Source organism: Pseudomonas sp. SCB32 (assembly GCF_009189165.1).
Taxonomy (GTDB): domain Bacteria; phylum Pseudomonadota; class Gammaproteobacteria; order Pseudomonadales; family Pseudomonadaceae; genus Pseudomonas.
This window is the reverse complement of record NZ_CP045118.1, coordinates 3,532,634-3,548,588: the sequence shown is the minus strand read 5'-3', so window position 1 is coordinate 3,548,588 and position 15,955 is coordinate 3,532,634. Positions and strand designations below refer to the sequence as shown.

Sequence of the window (15,955 nt, the reverse complement as noted above, 5' to 3'; positions counted from 1 at the left end):
CTTTCTGTTCAGGAGGTGCGGTCAGTTGAGGACCAGCAGTTTGGGGTACTCGTGCAATTGCGCGGAGGTGATCTGCGCCAGCGAGCGCGCCACGCCCAGCGGATCGTCCAGGCGCCAGTTGCCGGTGACGCTGACGTTCTCCAGGCGCTCGTTGGTATTCACGATCCAGCCGGGGTAATAGCGCCGGAGTTCGGCGAGCACCTGGCTGAGGGGGCAGTTCTCGAACACCATGCGGCCCTTGACCCATGCCAACTGTGATTGCTGTTCGACGCTGTGCTGGCGCTCGCCGAAGCCTTGCGGGCCGACGCGGATGCTGTCGCCGGCGCTGAGGCTGACGCGGGCGTTGTCCAGCGGCGTGCGCAGGTCCACTTCGCCGCGCTGCACGCTGACTTCCGCTTCGTTGCCCAGGTAGCGCACGGCGAAGGCGGTGCCGCGCACCGTCACCTGCACCGGCCCGGCTTCCACCTCGAAGGGGCGGCTGCGGTCATGGGCGACGTCGAAGTACGCCTCGCCTCGGTAGAGGTGGGCGACGCGTTGCTGTTCGTCGATGCGGCTGGATAGGGCGGTGTCGGTATTGAGCAGGATCCGCGAGCCGTCCGCCAGGTTGAGGTTCTGCCGTTCGCCCACGGCGGTCAGGTGGTCGGCGCGCAGGCGCAGCAGCAGGTCACTCTGCAGCGCGACACCGACCGCCAGGACCAGCATTGCGGTGGCGGCCACTGGTTTCCACAGTGACCGACGGCGAGGGGGCGCCGCGAGTCGTTGCTCCAGGCGCGCCGCCGCGGCGCTCAGCAAGGGTGACTGCCAGGCATCGCGTACCCGCCGGTAGGCCCGTGCATTGCCTTCGCTGGCGGCGAGCCAGGCGTCGAAGCGCTGGCGTGTCGCGGCATCCATGTCGTCCTCGAGCATCAGCCAGTCGAGGGCCTCGGCCATCTGCTGGTCGTCGGGCGTGGCGTCGGGCACTGGGCGGTCCTCGGGGCGGTCCTGGGGTTGGCGGCCGCGTATTCTTGTCGAATCGGTAGAAGAGGGGTAGTCCGTCATACCGGCTCCTCCAGGCGGCTGACCAGGCCAACGCAGATCGCCATGATCAGCTTCAGCTCCTTTTGCACCGTGCTGGGGGAAACGCCGAGCTGCTCGGCGATCTCCGCGTAGCCGCAGCCATGCAGGCGGCTGAGGATGAAGATGCGTCGCTGGCGCTCGCTCAACTGGCCGAGGGTGGCGCCCAGGCGCTCCAGCAGCTTCTCCGCGTGCAGCTGGTCCTCGGCGCTGGAGCCGGGCGCCGGCACGGCTTGCAGCACCTCCACGGGAACGTCGTCGAGCAGGGTGCGCGATTGCATGCGCAGGTGCCGCAGGTGATCCAGGGCGAGGTTGCGGCCGGTCTGGAAGAGGAAGGGTTCCAGGTGATCGATGCGGCGTTCGAGCAGGGTGCGGGCGACGCGCAGGTAGGTTTCCTGCACCAGGTCTTCGGCGATGCTCGGGTTCTTCACCATCCGCATCAGCGTGCGTAGCAGGGGCAGGCGCTGGGCCAGAAAGACCGCGTCGAGGTTGGAAGTGCTCACAAGGGCGTCCAGCAGGAATATTTTCTGAATGATAATCAGTATTATTCGTGCGGAACAAATGACACAAGACCCTCGCGGGGTCCGGTGCAGTGCGCGGGGCTCTGGAAAAAAGAGCGAGGCACGCGTTATGCGGCCTCGCCCGGCCCCTCAGCCGGCTAGGGAGGGGAAAGCAGGGGAGTTGCTCAGGAGCGCACGGGGCGCGGGGTCAGTTGCGGCTCTTGGCTCGTTTGGTTCTTGCGGGCGTTCTCGGGGCGGCTGTTCCAGTGCGGGATCAGGACGCCTGCGGCGATCAGCGCGGCGACGGTGAAGCCGATGAACACGGTGTAGGTGTCGAAGTAGCCCGGCAGCAGGCCACCGAGGATCGCGCCGACCGAGCCGCAGCCGTTGACGAAGCCCGCCGCGGTGCCGGCCGCTTCGCCGGTGCCGAAGTCGACGGCGGCGGCGCCGCTGATCATCGAGTCCGGTCCGTACAGGGTCAGGCCCATCATGAACAGCAGGCCGAGCACCATCAGGCTGCTGCCGGTCTGCATCGACGGGACGAACAGCGCCAGGAAAACGGTCAGGCCGAGCAGGCTGAGCACGCAGGCCGGCATGCGGCGGGCGCCGAACAGGCGGTCCGAGGCGTAGCCGATCAGGATCGGGCCGAGCAGCCCGGCGACCTCGAAGGCCGACGGCAGGATCGCCGCGCCGACCTTGCCCAGCGACGGCATGCGTTCATAGACGATCACCGGGCCCCACAGCAGGATGGCGTAGCGCGCCGGCTTGAGCAGGAAGTACGCAAGACCGAGGGTCAGCACGGTGCGGTTGCGCAGCACCTTGCCGAGAATGCGCAGCGAGTTGCCGTTCTGGCCTTCCGGCTTGAAGCCGGCGTAGCGCACCGCTTCAGGTTGCTGAACGTCCGTTTCCACCGGCGGCAGGCCGACGTCTTCCGGGCGGTTGCGCTGCAACAGCAGGAACAGCAGGGCCACGCCGCCGACGACTGCGGCGCTGGAATAGAAGGCCGCGTGCCAGGTGCCGAACACTTCGTAGGCCCACCAGCCGGCGAACGGCGAGGCCACCAGCCCGCCGAAGGCGTAGCAGGTGCTCCAGAGCCCGAGTACGCGGCCACGCTCATGGGTGGCGAAGAAGCTGCCGACGTTCTTGCACAACCCGGACCAGCCGGTGGACTGCGCAAGACCCTGTACCACCATGCAGGTGACGAAGATCGGCAAGGTGGCGAAGCTGCCCATTACCAGTGCGGCCGCAGCGGAGATCAGCAGGCCGCCGAGCACCACCACGCGAGGGCCGAAGCGGTCGGCGAAGACGCCCCAGGTGAACTGGCCCACGGCATAGGCGGCGAGGTAGATGGCGTCGAGGTTGGCCATCGCGATCTTGTCGAGATGGAAGGTGGGGTCTTCGGCAATGCCGAGCTTGGCCACCGAGAAGGCCTTGCGGGTGAAGTAGAAGGCCGCATAGGCCAGCCAGGTAATGGCGAAGATCTGCCAGCGCCAGCGTTTCATCGATGCAAGGGGCGAGCGCGGCGAAGCGGTGCCTTGAGGGTTGAGCATGATCTGACCTCTTTGTTGTTGTTGTTGTGCTGTGCCGGCTGTCAGTGGGGTAACGCCTGTCTTGTTCTTGTTTTGTAAGCACGTCGCACCGTCTGTGCGGTGCGGGTCAGAAGCGCTGAGGCTATCCGGGTACCGTCGCGGGTAGCGGCGGTGGAGGGATGGAAACAATTTCGAATAAATAACTGAAATCGATTTATCAGATTTCAAAAATAAGCTGGGCTTGTATGAGAAGGGGCCATGGCGGTAGTGTCCTGCGCCAATGACTATTCGGTCGTATCGCGTTCGACGTATTTGAGCGCGGTCAAATCACCGTGCCAGAGGCCTGCCCATGTCCGTTTCCCACGCCCAGCTCAAGGCCTTCCATGCCGTCGCCGTGCACGGCAGTTTCACCCGCGCCGCCGAGCGCCTGTTCCTCACCCAGCCGGCGGTTTCCGACCAGGTGCGCAAGCTCGAGGAGCGCTATGGGGTGCTGCTGTTCCACCGCAACAAGCGCTCGGTGCGCCTGACCGAACTGGGCGAGCGCCTGCTGGCGGTGACGCAGCGGCTGTTCGTCATCGAGGCCGAGGCGCAGGAGCTGCTGCAGGAGTCCAGCGCCCTGCAGACCGGCAGCCTTACCCTGGCGGTGGATGCGCCGGTGCACGTGTTGCCGCAGATCGCGCGCTTCTGCCAGCGCCATCCGGGCATTCGGGTGAAACTGGAGACGGGCAATACCGATGAATCCCTGCAGCGGCTCTTCGACTACCACGCCGATCTGGCTCTGCTGGGGCGCGAGGTACAGGACGATCGCCTGCTGACCTTCACCCTGCGCAGCGACCCCATCGTCGCCTTCGTCGGCCTCGGGCATCCCTGGGCCGGGCGCGAGTCCATCGAGCTTGCCGACCTCGACGAGATGCCGCTGGTGCTGCGCGAACAGGGTTCGGTGACTCGGCAGATGCTCGAAGAAGAGATGGCCCGCGCCGGTTTGCGCATCCGCCCGGCCATCGAGGTGGAAGGCCGTGAGGCGTCGCTGGAAGCGGTGGCGGTGGGGATTGGCGTCGGCGTGGTCTCCGCCGCCGAGTTGGGCGCGGATGCCCGCGTGCATGCGCTGCCGATCCTCGATTGTCACTGGCGCATGAGCGAGACGCTGGTGTGCCTGCGCGAGCAGAGCACGCGGCGGATCGTGGCGACCTTCCTCGATCTGGTGCGGGAGGATCTGCCGGCGTAGGGCGTACAACCGTGGCGCCGTGGCTGTTCGCGCCACAGGTTCCGCCAGAGCCGTAGGATGGGTAGAGCGAAGCGAAACCCATGCTGTCCTGATGCCCGGTGCCGATGAACGATGGGTTTCGCAGGCTCTACCCATCCTACGCAGAACCTGTCTTACCCTTCTTCCGCCAACTCCAGAAACGCACTCACCACCCGCAACCCCCGGCGCCGTTCCAGGCAGCCGATGGCGTGGCGGTTCAGCAACCCGTCGCCGCCGAGCGGGACAACCTTCACCCGTGGGTCCGGGCTGATCTCCAGCGACGACACGATACCGATCCCCAGTTCCGCCGCCACGGCCTCGGTCACCGCCTCGCGGCTGTCCAGTTCCAGCAGCACGCGCGGCTGCACCGACTGCTCGGTGCAGGCCGCGTCGAAGGTGCGGCGAGTGATGGAGTCCGGCTCGCGCAGCACCATGATCTGCTGGTCCAGCTCGGCCAGTGGCAGCTCGCCTTCGTGTGCGCTCCAGGCATGGCTGGCGGGCACCAGGGCGCAGATGCGCGATTCCACCAGCTCGCGCAGGAACAGTCCCGGACGCGGCTCGATCTCGGTCAGTACGGCGATGTCGACATGTTCGTCGAGTAGCGCGGCGAGGGTTTCCTGGGCATTGCCCAGGCGCAGGTTGACGGTGATGCCGGGGTAGCGCGCGCGCAGGCGGGCAAGCATCGGCATCACCAGGTGCGGGCCGTCGGCGGCCACCTCGATGCGTCCGGTCACCAGCTCGCGGCTGGCATCGAGCATGGCTTCGGCTTCTTCCTCCAGGGCGAACAGCGTGCGGCTGATGGCCGACAGGCGCACACCGTCCTCGGTCAGCTCCACGCCCCGCGCGGTGCGACGGAACAGGTTGACCTGGTAGTGCTCCTCCAGGGCCTTGACGTGCCCGGTGACCGCGGGCTGGCTGATGAACAGGCGCTCGGCGGCGCGGGTGAAGCTGCGTTCGCGGGCGACCGCGTCGAAGGCTCTGAGCTGGAAGAGGTTCATAAGGCATATGTCCGGCTTATGCGGTGCATCGTGATAAACAATTTGAACGATATCAGGCGTCCCGGCAAGTTATGCCCAAGCCGCGGCAATGACGCCGGGCCCAACCGAATTCCGCCCTGACGACGTTCCCAAGAAAGAGGAATCGAGCATGAGCACTGCCGAGCGAGCCCCCATCCTGCTGACTCCCGGTCCGCTGACCACATCCCCCCGCACCCGTCGCGCCATGATGGTCGACTGGGGCTCCTGGGACAGCGACTTCAACGAGTTGACCGCCGATGTCTGCAAACGCCTGCTGGCGATCATCCACGGTGAGGCGACCCACACCTGCGTGCCCCTGCAGGGCAGCGGCACCTTCTCCGTGGAAGCGGCCGTCGGCACCCTGGTGCCGCGCGACGGCAAGGTGCTGGTGCTGATCAACGGCGCCTATGGCAAGCGCCTGGCGAAGATCTGCCAGGTGATCGGCCGCGAGTTCGTAACCTTCGAAACCGAAGAAGACGTACCGACCACCGCCGCCGACGTCGATCGTCTGCTCAGCGCCGACCCGAGCGTCACCCACGTCGCCCTGATCCACTGCGAGACCAGCACCGGTATCCTCAACCCGCTGCAGGACATCGCCAAGGTCATCGAGGCCCACGGCAAGCGCCTGATCATCGATGCCATGAGTTCCTTCGGCGCGCTCGACATCGACGCCCGCAACGTCCCCTTCGACGCACTGATCGCCGCCTCCGGCAAGTGCCTGGAAGGCGTGCCGGGCATGGGCTTCGTCTTCGCCCGTACCTGTGCGCTGAACGCCAGCGCCGGCAACTGCCATTCGCTGTCCATGGACCTGCAGGACCAGAACGCCTACATGGCCAAGACCGGCCAGTGGCGCTTCACTCCGCCAACCCACGTGGTCGCCGCGCTGCATGAAGCGCTGAGCCAGTACGAGGAGGAGGGCGGTCTCGCGGCCCGTCATCAGCGTTACGCAAACAACTGCCAGACTCTGCTGGCCGAGATGGGCAGGCTGGGTTTCCGCAGCTTCCTGCCGGCGGAAATCCAGGCGCCGATCATCGTCACCTTCCACGCCCCGCGTGATCCGCGCTACAGCTTCACCGAGTTCTACGGCCGCGTGCGCGAGAAGGGCTACATCCTCTATCCGGGCAAACTGACCCAGGTGGAAACCTTCCGCGTGGGCTGCATCGGCCAGGTCGATGGCAGCGGCATGCGTGCAGCGGTCGCGGCCATCGCCGAGACCCTGAAAGAGATGGAAGTCTTCGAAATCTGACCCTGGCCGATTGCCACAGGATTGAATCTCATGAACTACGAACAACCCAAGCAACTGCAAGCCGTCATCCTCGACTGGGCTGGCACCGTGGTCGATTTCGGCTCCTTCGCGCCGACCCAGATCTTCGTCGAAGCCTTCGCCGAGTTCGGCGTCCAGGTCAGCCTGGAAGAAGCCCGCGGCCCGATGGGCATGGGCAAGTGGGACCACATCCGCACCCTGTGCGACATTCCCGCCATCGCCGAGCGCTACAAGGCCAAGTTCGGCCGTGTGCCGAGCGACGATGACGTCACCGCGATCTACGAGCGCTTCATGCCGCTGCAGATCGAGAAGATCGCCGAGCACTCGGCGCTGATCCCCGGCGCACTCGATGCAATCGCCGCCGTGCGCAAGCAGGGCCTGAAGGTCGGTTCCTGCTCCGGCTACCCGGCAGTGGTGATGGAGAAGGTGGTGGCCCTAGCCAAGACCAACGGTTACGTCGCCGACCATGTTGTAGCCACCGACGAAGTACCCAACGGCCGTCCGCACCCGGCCCAGGCGCTGGCCAACGTGATCGCCCTGGGGATCAACGATGTGGCGGCCTGCGTGAAGGTCGACGACACCTGGCCGGGTATCCTCGAAGGCCGCAGTGCCGGGATGTGGACCGTGGCGCTGACCTGCTCGGGTAATGCCCTGGGTCTGACCTATGAGCAGTTCAAGGCGCTGCCGGCGGACAAGCTGGATCAGGAGCGCCGCCGCATTGGCCAGATCTTCGAGGGTTCGCGGCCGCACTACCTGATCGACACCATTGCCGACCTGCCGGGGGTGATCGTCGATATCAATGCCCGACTGGCGCGGGGGGAGATGCCGCAGGGCAGCTGACCTTCAGCGTTAAAGAAAAAGCCCGCATTTGTGCGGGCTTTTTTCATTCGCGCTTGGGTGTTTCTGCGCCGCTTCGGCATGCGCTGAGAGTTTTTGTTTCGCCCCCTCGGGCGAGTCCCTTTTGGCAAACGTCGGATAGCCGCCCTCACAAAAGGAACCAAAAAGTCTTGCCCCTCCATCCGGTTTTTCGCTTAGGCGAAAAATTCCCTCGTCGAATCGGAGTTTCAGGGGCCCGAACTAGGCGTCCCCCCACGAAGGGCCATCCATGGCCCATCGCGGCTCTCGCGACATCCATGTCGCTCAACCCCTGAAACGCCGATTCAACGAGGCCTCCTGAAAAGGGGCCGTTCGGAGTGCGCGGACGTTTCGCTGGAAGTCTTCAAGTGCCAAAGCCAGGACGGTGTGCTGCTCCCGTAGGAGCTGACCTTGTCCGCGAAATCCATCGCGGATGACTCGGTGCTCTATGTGAACACCGGCATCATGCGCCCACGTAGGAGCCACTGTCTTTTGGGCTCCCGCCTTCGCGGGAGTGACGTTTCATGCACTGGCGCTCTGTACATGTCTTCCCCGCGAACGCGGGACGCGGCTTCATCGCGAACAGCGCTTGCGCTGGCCCGAAGGGGAATCACCCAGAAGACAACGTAGGAGCAGACTCCGTCCGCGATGTCTCGGCGCGCGACCGGTCGCAGACATGGCCTGCTCCTACAAGATTCCGGTGCCTCGCTGACCCGTAGGAGCGGGCCATGCCCGCGATCAGCGCCCATCGGGAGCTCTTAAAGAGGCGGCGAAACGCTCAGTTCACGACGTTGCGTACAAACCGCACCAGCACATCCCCATGGTTCTGGTAGGAAAACGGCTGGCTGCTCTTGAACACATGGAAACCGCCGGCCTCGACCTCCACGGTCTCATCGGCGAGCACGATGGTCAGTCGTCCCTCGATCACATAGGCCATGTCGTACCAGCCCTCGGCATCCGGCTCGGCGTTGTAGCGGTCGCCGGGAGCCAGGGACCAGTGCCAAAGCTCGGCCTGGCGAGCGGCCGGTGTGCTGGCGAGGAGGGTGCCGCGGCTGTCGGGCTGCTGGCCGCCCCAGGCCACGGCATCGACACGGGACAGGCCGCCGGTGGACGGCGGCCGCACCAGGTCGGCGAAGGTGACGTTCAGGGCGGCGGCGATACGGTCCAGGGTGGCGAGGCTGACATTGGTGTCGCCGCTCTCGATGCCGACCAGCATCCGCCGGCTGACGCCGGATGCCTTGGCCAGTGCGTCCTGGCTCAAGCCCGCGCTACGGCGATGCGCCTTTACGTTGTCGGCGACGTGTACCAGCACGCTGGGTCGTTCGGAAATGGTGGGCAATATATTGCTCATTCTGGCCTTTTTGCGCATTATGTTGCGCTTAACAGTCAACCAAGAATTCCCAACCGTTGCAACGCCTGTTCAGGTCCGCATCATGCCTCGCTCCCGCTTTATCTCCACTGTCCTGCCGGTTCTCCTGCTGATCGTATCCATGGCCTCGATCCAGTCCGGCGCCTCCCTGGCCAAGAGCCTGTTTCCGGTAGTCGGCGCCGAAGGCGTGACGGCCATGCGCCTGGTGTTCGCCGCGATCATGCTGCTGGCGATCTTGCGGCCGTGGCGTACGTCGCTGAAGGGCAAGGCGCTGATGCCGCTGATCGCCTACGGCGTGACCCTGGGCGGCATGAACTTGATGTTCTACATGGCGCTGCAGACCGTGCCGCTGGGGATCGCGGTGGCGCTGGAGTTCACCGGCCCATTGGCGGTGGCGCTGTACTACTCGCGCAAGCCGATTGATTTCCTGTGGATCGGCATGGCGGTGTTCGGCCTCTGGCTGCTGCTGCCGATCGGTGACCTGGGCCACGGTGTGGACCCCAAGGGCGCCGCGCTGGCGTTGGCGGCGGGCGTGTGCTGGGGCTTGTACATCATCTTCGGCCAGCGCGCCGGTAATGACCTCGGTGCCCAGGGCGCGGCGCTGGGGGTGACCATCGCGGCGATCTGCGTGGCCCCCATCGGCTTCGCCCACGCCGGCACCGCGTTGCTGGATACCAGCATCCTGCCGGCGCTGCTGGGCGTGGCGGTGCTCTCCAGCGCGCTGCCCTACACCTTGGAAATGATTGCCCTGATGCGCCTGCCGGCGCGCACCTTCGGCACCCTGATGAGCATCGAACCGGCGTTCGGTGCGATCTCCGGACTGGTGTTCCTCGGTGAACAGCTCACTTCGCATCAGTGGCTGGCCATCGTTGCGATCATCTTCGCCTCGGTGGGCACCACCCTCAGCAGTCGTCCCAAGGAATCGCTGGCGCTACCGGTCGCCGACTGAGGTTCAGCCGGCGACGCCTCTCAGGCGCTGCTCGTTCAGCACGATCTGCCGCCGGGCGCTGCGTGCCAGGCGGATGCACAGCATCACCGCCGCGCAGGTCAGGCCGACGATCAGGCCCTCCCACAAGCCGCGCGGCCCGGTGGGTTCCTGCAGCCAGTGGGCCAGGCCCAGGCTGTAGCCTACCGGCAGGCCGATGCCCCAGTAGGCGAACAGGGTCATGATCATGGTCGCGCGGGTGTCCTGGTAGCCGCGCAGGGCGCCGGCAGCGGTGACCTGCACGGCGTCGGAGAACTGGAACAGCGCCGAGAACACCAGCAGCGAAGCTGCCAGCGCCAGTACTTCCGGGTCCTGGGTGTAGAGCGCGGCGATGTGCTCGCGCATCAGCAGCATGCCGCTGGCGGAAATGCACGCGTAGGCGAGCGCGGCGCCCATGCCGACGCCCGCGGCGAAACGCGCATCGCGCGGCGCGCCAGCGCCGAGGGCCTGACCCACGCGCACCGTCACCGCCATCGCCAGCGAGTAGGGGATCATGAACACCAGCGCGCTGAAGTTCAGCGCCACCTGATGGCCCGCCACCACCTTCTCGCCCAGTTCACCGATCAGCAGGGCGATCACCGAGAAGATGCTCGATTCGGCGAAGATCGCGATACCAATCGGCAGGCCGACCGCCACCAGGCCGCCGATCACCTTGAGGTTCGGCAGTTCCCAGTGGGCGAACAGCTGGCTCGGCTTGTAGACCTTGGCCCAGTTCACCCAGAACAGCATGCCCAGCAGCATGAACCACATCACCGAGCCGGTGGCCCAGCCGCAGCCGGGGCCGCCGAGCGCCGGGAAGCCGAGGTGGCCGTAGATCAGCATCCAGTTGATTGGAATGTTCAGCATCAGTCCACAGATGCCCAGCACCATGCTCGGCCGGGTGCGCCCCAGGCCGTCGCTGTAGCAGCGCAGCACGTGGTACAGCGCCACCGCCGGCAGGCCGCAGGCGATGCCGCGCAGGTAGAAGCAGCTGGGTTCGATCAGTGCTTCCTCGACCTTCATCGCGCGCAGCACCGGCTCGGAGAGGAACCACAGGGTAGCCGCCGCCAGCGGGCCGACCAGCAGCGCCAGCCACAATGCCTGGCGCACCAGCGGGCCGGTGCCGGGCTGGTCGCCGGCGCCGTGGCGCTGCGCCACCTTAGCCGTGGTGGCGAGCAGGGTGCCGGTCATCAGCAGGAAGATCGGAATCCAGATCGAGTTGCCCAGCGCCACCGCCGCGAGGTCACGCGGACCGACGCTGCCGGCCATCACCGCATCGACGAAGCCCATGGCGGTAGTGGCCAGCTGGGCGATCATGATCGGTGTGGCGAGGCTGAGCAGTTCCTTGAACTCGGTGCGGGCGCGCCGTCCACGGGAGACGGGCTGGGCGATGCTGGTCACGGCGATCCTTTTCTGGCGGCGGGAAGCGGAAAGAAGCCGGCCAGTTTAAGGGTTGTCCAGCCGGTCAGCAAAGCTTGGTGTCGGCCGTACGAGTGTATTCATTTCCCCTGTAGGAGCGGGCCATGCCCGCGATCGCGCCCATGGGGCGCTCCTGCAGGTGTCTGCCGTGCGGATGATCGTGCCTGCATCGCTCGACTCGCTGGTAAAGTAGTCGGTGCCGATTTCTGGAGTCAGCCCATGCGTATCCTTGCCGATGAAAACATTCCCCTGGTCGAAGCCTTCTTCGGCGGTCACGGTGAAATCCGTCGCCTGCCCGGACGGGGTATCGACCGCGCCGCCCTGGGCGATGCGGAGGTACTGCTGGTGCGTTCGGTCACCGACGTCAGCCGCGCCCTGCTCGAAGGCAGCCAGGTGAAGTTCGTCGGCACCTGCACCATTGGCACCGATCACCTCGATCTCGACTATTTCGCCGAGGCTGGCATCGCCTGGTCCAGCGCGCCGGGCTGCAACGCCCGCGGCGTGGTGGACTGGGTGCTGGGCAGCCTGCTGGCCCTGGCCGAAGTGCACGGGGCGAAGCTGGCCGAGCGCCGTTACGGCGTGATTGGCGCCGGTCAGGTCGGCGGACGCCTGGTGGATGTGCTGCGTGGCCTGGGTTGGGATGTGCGGGTCTGCGATCCGCCGCGCGCCGCCGTCGAGGGTGGTGACTTCCGCAGCCTGGAAGAAGTGCTGCGCGAGTGCGATGTGATCAGCCTGCACACGCCGCTGACCCGCGATGGTGACAACCCGACGCGCCACCTGATCGACGCCGGGCGCCTCAAGGCGCTGCGTCCGGGAACTTGGCTGATCAATGCCAGCCGTGGCGGCGTGGTGGATAACGCCGCACTGCGGACGCATCTGGAAGCCGGCGCCGATCTGGACGTGGCGCTGGACGTGTGGGAAGGCGAGCCGCAGGTGGACGTCGACCTGGCCGCGCGCTGCCGCATCGCCACGCCGCACATCGCCGGCTACAGCCTGGACGGCAAGCTGCGCGGCACGGCGCAGATCTACGACGCCTTCTGCGCCTGGCTCGGACGCTCGCCCGAGGTGAGCCTGGATGATTTGCTGCCAGCCCAATGGCTGGCCGAACTGAGCTTGAAAGAAGAGTGCGATCCGGATTGGGCGCTGGCCATGCTGTGCCGTGCGGTGTACGACCCGCGCAGCGATGACGCGGCTTTCCGGCGCAGTCTGGTGGGGGATGTGGAGGCACGGCGCAAGGCGTTCGACGCCCTGCGCAAGCACTATCCGCCGCGGCGGGAAATCACCGGGCTGTGGGTGGACATCCAGGGCGATGCGCCGTGCCTGGAAAACCTGCTGACGGCGCTGGGCGCCAACCGGGTCGGGGAGTAGGGCGGACGGGGCTGCGCGCTCACCGGCGCGGCGACTCGACGCTCTTTTCCAGCTCGCGGCAGGCACGCTGGATCATGTCCTCGGTGATCGGAATCTCGCGGCCCTGAGCGTCGATGATCGAGCCGCCCACCGGTTGCTGCGGATCACGGGGCGCAGGGCGCGGGGCGGGGTTCTGCTGGTGTTGCAAGCTCATGGCCGGTCTCCTCTACAACGTTGAATGCAGTCTAGGCAGATCACATGAAGCCTCGGTGACAAAGGCCGTCGCGGACGGCGGCGGAGAATCGTCACCAACAGCGGCAGTCGACTGTGCCCTCGCAGGTTGGGTGCCAACCGCAAGATCCCGGTCTACTGCATGTCGTTATAGTGAAGGTCGACCCGGCATTGCACCGGGTATTCGATCTGGAGTCCCTTCGAGGTGAGTATGGACGGCTTTCGCATAGGCCTGATCATCAATCCGCTGGCCGGTATCGGCGGACCGAGCGCGCTCAAGGGCAGCGACGGGGTCGCCGAATTGGCCCTGGCGCGCGGCGCGCAGCCTCGGGCGGCGGAGCGCACGCGGGTGGCGCTGGAGCAGTTGCTGCCCGAACGCGAGCGTTTGGAATTCCTCACGTTTCCGGGGCCGATGGGCGCCGACCTGCTGGCTGAGATGGGTTTCGCTCATCGGCTGGTCGGTGAGATCGAGGGTGAGCGCAGTTCGGCGGCGGATACCCGTCACGCCGTGCAGGCACTGCAGGACGCTGGCGTTGCGCTGATCCTCTTCGCCGGTGGCGACGGCACCGCGCGCGATGTTGCCGAAGTGGCGCGCGAGGGCCAGCCGGTGCTGGGGATTCCCGCCGGGGTGAAGATCCACTCCGGGGTCTACGCCATCAGCCCGCGCGCCGCCGGTGCGCTGGCGCTGCGGTTGGTCGAGGGGGGGCTGGTGCGCCTGACCCAGGGCGAGGTGCGCGACCTCGACGAAGCCGCCCTGCGTGACGGCCGTGTCGCCGCGCGCTGGTACGCCGAGCTGACCGTGCCCGAGGAAGGGCACTTCATGCAGCACGTCAAACAGGCTGGCATGGAGACCGAGGAACTGGTGCTGGCCGATCTCGCTGCCTGGCTGGAGGACAGTTGGGAAGCGGGTGTGCGCTACGTCTTCGGCCCCGGCTCGACCCTGCATGGACTGGCCGCCGACTTGCACCTGGAGACCACGCTGCTGGGTGTGGACGTGATCGAGAACGGCGAGGTGATCGCCCGTGACGTCACCGAGTCGCAACTGTACGAACTGGTGGATGGCCATCCGGCCTTCCTGCTGGTCACCGCCATTGGTGGCCAGGGCCACATCCTCGGTCGCGGCAACCAGCAGATCAGCCCGCGCGTGCTGCGCGCCATCGGCATCGACCGCCTGCGGGTGATCGCCACCAAGCGCAAGCTCGGCACCCTGGAGGGCCGGCCACTGCTGGTCGACAGCGGTGACGCGGCACTGGATGCGAGCTTCCCGGCGGCGGTACGGGTCTGGGCCGGTTACAAGGAAGAGTTGCTCTATCCGCTGGGCTGGGGCCCCGAGGCCTGAGACCGGATTCGCGTCCGTTGTCGGTGAGGTGGTGAAGGTTCGCGCCCTTGTTCTAGACTCCAGGCCTTTGCGGCTGCGAACAGGGGGCGGGGCGATGCATACCGGCGGTTGTCTGTGCGGTGCGGTGCGTTATGCGATCAGCGGTGAGCTGGCGCCGATCCAGGTCTGCCATTGCGGGCAGTGCCGCAAGGCCCAGGGCGGTCCGTTCGCCACCAATGTCCCGGTTGCCAGCGACGCCTTCAGGCTGCTGGCCGGTGCGCAGGCATTGGTGCACTTCCGCTCCTCGGAGGACAAGCGCCGGGTGTTCTGCGGCTGTTGCGGCTCGCCGATCTACAGCGCCCGCGACTCGCGCCCGGACGTGTTGCGCGTGCGCGCGGGAACCTTGGACGAGCCGCTGCTGACAAAGCCCGAAGGGCATTACTACATCGAGTCCAGGGCTACATGGTGGCCGCTGGACGATGCGTTGCCGAGGCACATCGGCGCGAAACCTGGATGAGGGAGCTGGCATGAGGCCGGCGGGTGTAGGGAGTATTGATGTCTGTGTCAGTTGAACCGTCATTTCGCGTCCTGGTACTGGGCGGCTATGGCAATTTCGGCAGCCTGATCGTTCGGCGCCTGAGTGGGATCGAAGGGATTCGCGTGCTGGTCGGCGGACGCGACCAGAAGCGTGCCAGTGCGCTGGCGCGCGAGGTAGGCGGCGAGGCCGTGTGCCTGGACATGAACCAGCCGACGCTGGCTGGCCGGCTCATTGAGCTCAAGGTCAATCTGGTCATCTCCACCGCCGGGCCCTTTCAGGGCCAGGACTACCGCGTTGCTCGTGCCGCTATCGGTGCACGGGCCCATTACATCGATCTTGCCGACGCGCGACGCTTCGTCTGCGGTATCGGCGAGCTCGACCGTGCCGCCCGCCGCGCCGGGGTACTGGTGTGCAGCGGCGCCAGCTCGGTCCCGGCGCTCAGCGCGGCGGTGGTCGACCAGCTGCGCTCGCGCTTCCAGCGGCTGGACAGCATTCACCACGGCATCAGTTCCTCGGCGAAGATCCCCGGCATCGCCACCCTGGCCGCCGTCCTGGGCTATTGCGGCAAGCCGCTGCGCCAGTGGCGCGAAGGCCAGTGGCAGGCCGTGCACGGCTGGCAGGGCCTGAGCGTGCACCGCTTCCCCAAACCGCTCGGCCGGCGCTGGGTGGCCCACTGCGACGTGCCGGACCTGGAGCTGTTCCCGCAGCGCTACCCCGGCGTGCGCGAGGTGCGTTTTTCCGCGGGCCTGGGTTTGCGGATCACCCAGCTCGGTACCTGGGGCTTGTCCTGGCTGGTACGCGCGCGACTCTTGAAGAACGCCGCGGCCCTGAGCAATGGCCTGCACCGGCTGGCGGTGGCGATGCAGCCGCTGGGCGACGGCCGCAGCGGCATGTTCGTGCAGGTCAAGGGCGCGGACGAGGCGGGCAACGCACTGACGCTGTGCTGGGAGCTGATCGCCCTGGACGACCACGGCCCGAACATCCCCTGCATGGCGGCCGTGGCGTTGGCGCGCAAGCTTGCGGCGGGGCGACTCGACCAGCGGGGCGCGATGCCCTGCGTCGGGCTGATCAGCGTCGAGGACTATCTGGCCGAACTCGAAGGGCTGAAGATTTCCCACGGCACGCGTGAAGTCGCCGCCTGATCGGTGGCACCAGGGTGTTGCCCTGGCAACAGCGGATCAGCAGCGTTGTTGCCAGGCTGACAGGAATCCCCGGCGAAACCCCGGCAAACTGCGCTGAAATCGCACATTTCCCTGTTGCTACGGGCCCTTGCGGAGGTTGGTACAACCCTTGCTGAAGCGCTCTGTAC

15 protein-coding genes are annotated in these 15,955 nt (G+C 66.5%); 8 read left to right on the top strand and 7 right to left on the bottom strand.

Annotated elements, in window-relative coordinates; all coding sequences use genetic code 11:
• Positions 1-21 precede the first annotated feature (21 nt).
• The 3 genes from GA645_RS16200 to GA645_RS16190 all read right to left on the bottom strand — a co-directional run bounded on the left by GA645_RS16200 (position 22) and on the right by GA645_RS16190 (position 3,103).
• Positions 22-930, bottom strand: a complete 909-nt coding sequence (locus GA645_RS16200; RefSeq protein ID WP_152228135.1) for a FecR domain-containing protein — start codon at positions 928-930, stop codon at positions 22-24.
• A gap of 104 nt (positions 931-1,034) precedes the next feature.
• Positions 1,035-1,556 carry an RNA polymerase sigma factor gene (locus tag GA645_RS16195; RefSeq protein WP_152224036.1) on the bottom strand — a complete coding sequence of 174 codons (522 nt, stop codon included), beginning with the start codon at positions 1,554-1,556 and terminating at the stop codon, positions 1,035-1,037.
• A 182-nt stretch (positions 1,557-1,738) separates the two neighbouring features.
• Positions 1,739-3,103, bottom strand: a complete 1,365-nt coding sequence (locus tag GA645_RS16190; RefSeq protein WP_152224035.1) for an MFS transporter — start codon at positions 3,101-3,103, stop codon at positions 1,739-1,741.
• A 328-nt stretch (positions 3,104-3,431) separates the two neighbouring features.
• Between GA645_RS16190 and GA645_RS16185 the strand changes: the two genes are divergently transcribed.
• Positions 3,432-4,307, top strand: coding sequence for a LysR substrate-binding domain-containing protein (locus tag GA645_RS16185; protein WP_152224034.1), 876 nt, complete (start codon positions 3,432-3,434; stop codon positions 4,305-4,307).
• 152 nt (positions 4,308-4,459) lie between these two features.
• On the opposite strand, the gene GA645_RS16180 is transcribed toward GA645_RS16185, so the two are convergent.
• Positions 4,460-5,323: a LysR substrate-binding domain-containing protein gene (locus tag GA645_RS16180; protein WP_152224033.1), complete on the bottom strand. Its 864-nt coding sequence runs from the start codon at positions 5,321-5,323 to the stop codon at positions 4,460-4,462.
• Between the two features lie 148 nt (positions 5,324-5,471).
• On the opposite strand from GA645_RS16180, the gene GA645_RS16175 reads away from it, so the two are divergent.
• Together GA645_RS16175 and phnX are read left to right on the top strand one after the other, a co-directional pair.
• Complete coding sequence (locus GA645_RS16175; protein WP_152224032.1) at positions 5,472-6,587, top strand: 2-aminoethylphosphonate--pyruvate transaminase; 1,116 nt, start codon at positions 5,472-5,474, stop codon at positions 6,585-6,587.
• Between the two features lie 30 nt (positions 6,588-6,617).
• Positions 6,618-7,445 carry a phosphonoacetaldehyde hydrolase gene (gene phnX, locus GA645_RS16170; RefSeq protein ID WP_152224031.1) on the top strand — a complete coding sequence of 276 codons (828 nt, stop codon included), beginning with the start codon at positions 6,618-6,620 and terminating at the stop codon, positions 7,443-7,445.
• A gap of 793 nt (positions 7,446-8,238) precedes the next feature.
• Here phnX and GA645_RS16165 read toward each other — a convergent pair.
• Positions 8,239-8,829: a helix-turn-helix domain-containing protein gene (locus GA645_RS16165; RefSeq protein ID WP_372239764.1), complete on the bottom strand. Its 591-nt coding sequence runs from the start codon at positions 8,827-8,829 to the stop codon at positions 8,239-8,241.
• Between the two features lie 64 nt (positions 8,830-8,893).
• Between GA645_RS16165 and rhtA the strand changes: the two genes are divergently transcribed.
• Positions 8,894-9,778 carry a threonine/homoserine exporter RhtA gene (rhtA, locus tag GA645_RS16160; protein ID WP_152224029.1) on the top strand — a complete coding sequence of 295 codons (885 nt, stop codon included), beginning with the start codon at positions 8,894-8,896 and terminating at the stop codon, positions 9,776-9,778.
• 3 nt (positions 9,779-9,781) lie between these two features.
• Here the strand turns inward: rhtA and GA645_RS16155 are convergent, their stop codons facing one another.
• Positions 9,782-11,194 carry an MATE family efflux transporter gene (locus GA645_RS16155; protein WP_152224028.1) on the bottom strand — a complete coding sequence of 471 codons (1,413 nt, stop codon included), beginning with the start codon at positions 11,192-11,194 and terminating at the stop codon, positions 9,782-9,784.
• 237 nt (positions 11,195-11,431) lie between these two features.
• Between GA645_RS16155 and pdxB the strand changes: the two genes are divergently transcribed.
• The gene (gene pdxB, locus GA645_RS16150; RefSeq protein ID WP_152224027.1) at positions 11,432-12,580 is read left to right on the top strand and encodes a 4-phosphoerythronate dehydrogenase PdxB; all 1,149 of its coding nucleotides are present in this window, start codon (positions 11,432-11,434) and stop codon (positions 12,578-12,580) included.
• Between the two features lie 19 nt (positions 12,581-12,599).
• Here the strand turns inward: pdxB and GA645_RS28845 are convergent, their stop codons facing one another.
• Positions 12,600-12,773 carry a PA1571 family protein gene (locus GA645_RS28845; RefSeq protein WP_178119558.1) on the bottom strand — a complete coding sequence of 58 codons (174 nt, stop codon included), beginning with the start codon at positions 12,771-12,773 and terminating at the stop codon, positions 12,600-12,602.
• Positions 12,774-13,001: 228 nt separating this feature from the next.
• Between GA645_RS28845 and GA645_RS16145 the strand changes: the two genes are divergently transcribed.
• The 3 genes from GA645_RS16145 to GA645_RS16135 all read left to right on the top strand — a co-directional run bounded on the left by GA645_RS16145 (position 13,002) and on the right by GA645_RS16135 (position 15,788).
• Complete coding sequence (locus tag GA645_RS16145) at positions 13,002-14,129, top strand: ATP-NAD kinase family protein (protein WP_152224026.1); 1,128 nt, start codon at positions 13,002-13,004, stop codon at positions 14,127-14,129.
• A 94-nt stretch (positions 14,130-14,223) separates the two neighbouring features.
• Positions 14,224-14,625, top strand: coding sequence for a GFA family protein (locus GA645_RS16140; protein ID WP_152224025.1), 402 nt, complete (start codon positions 14,224-14,226; stop codon positions 14,623-14,625).
• A 38-nt stretch (positions 14,626-14,663) separates the two neighbouring features.
• Positions 14,664-15,788, top strand: coding sequence for a saccharopine dehydrogenase family protein (locus GA645_RS16135; protein WP_152224024.1), 1,125 nt, complete (start codon positions 14,664-14,666; stop codon positions 15,786-15,788).
• Positions 15,789-15,955 lie beyond the last annotated feature (167 nt).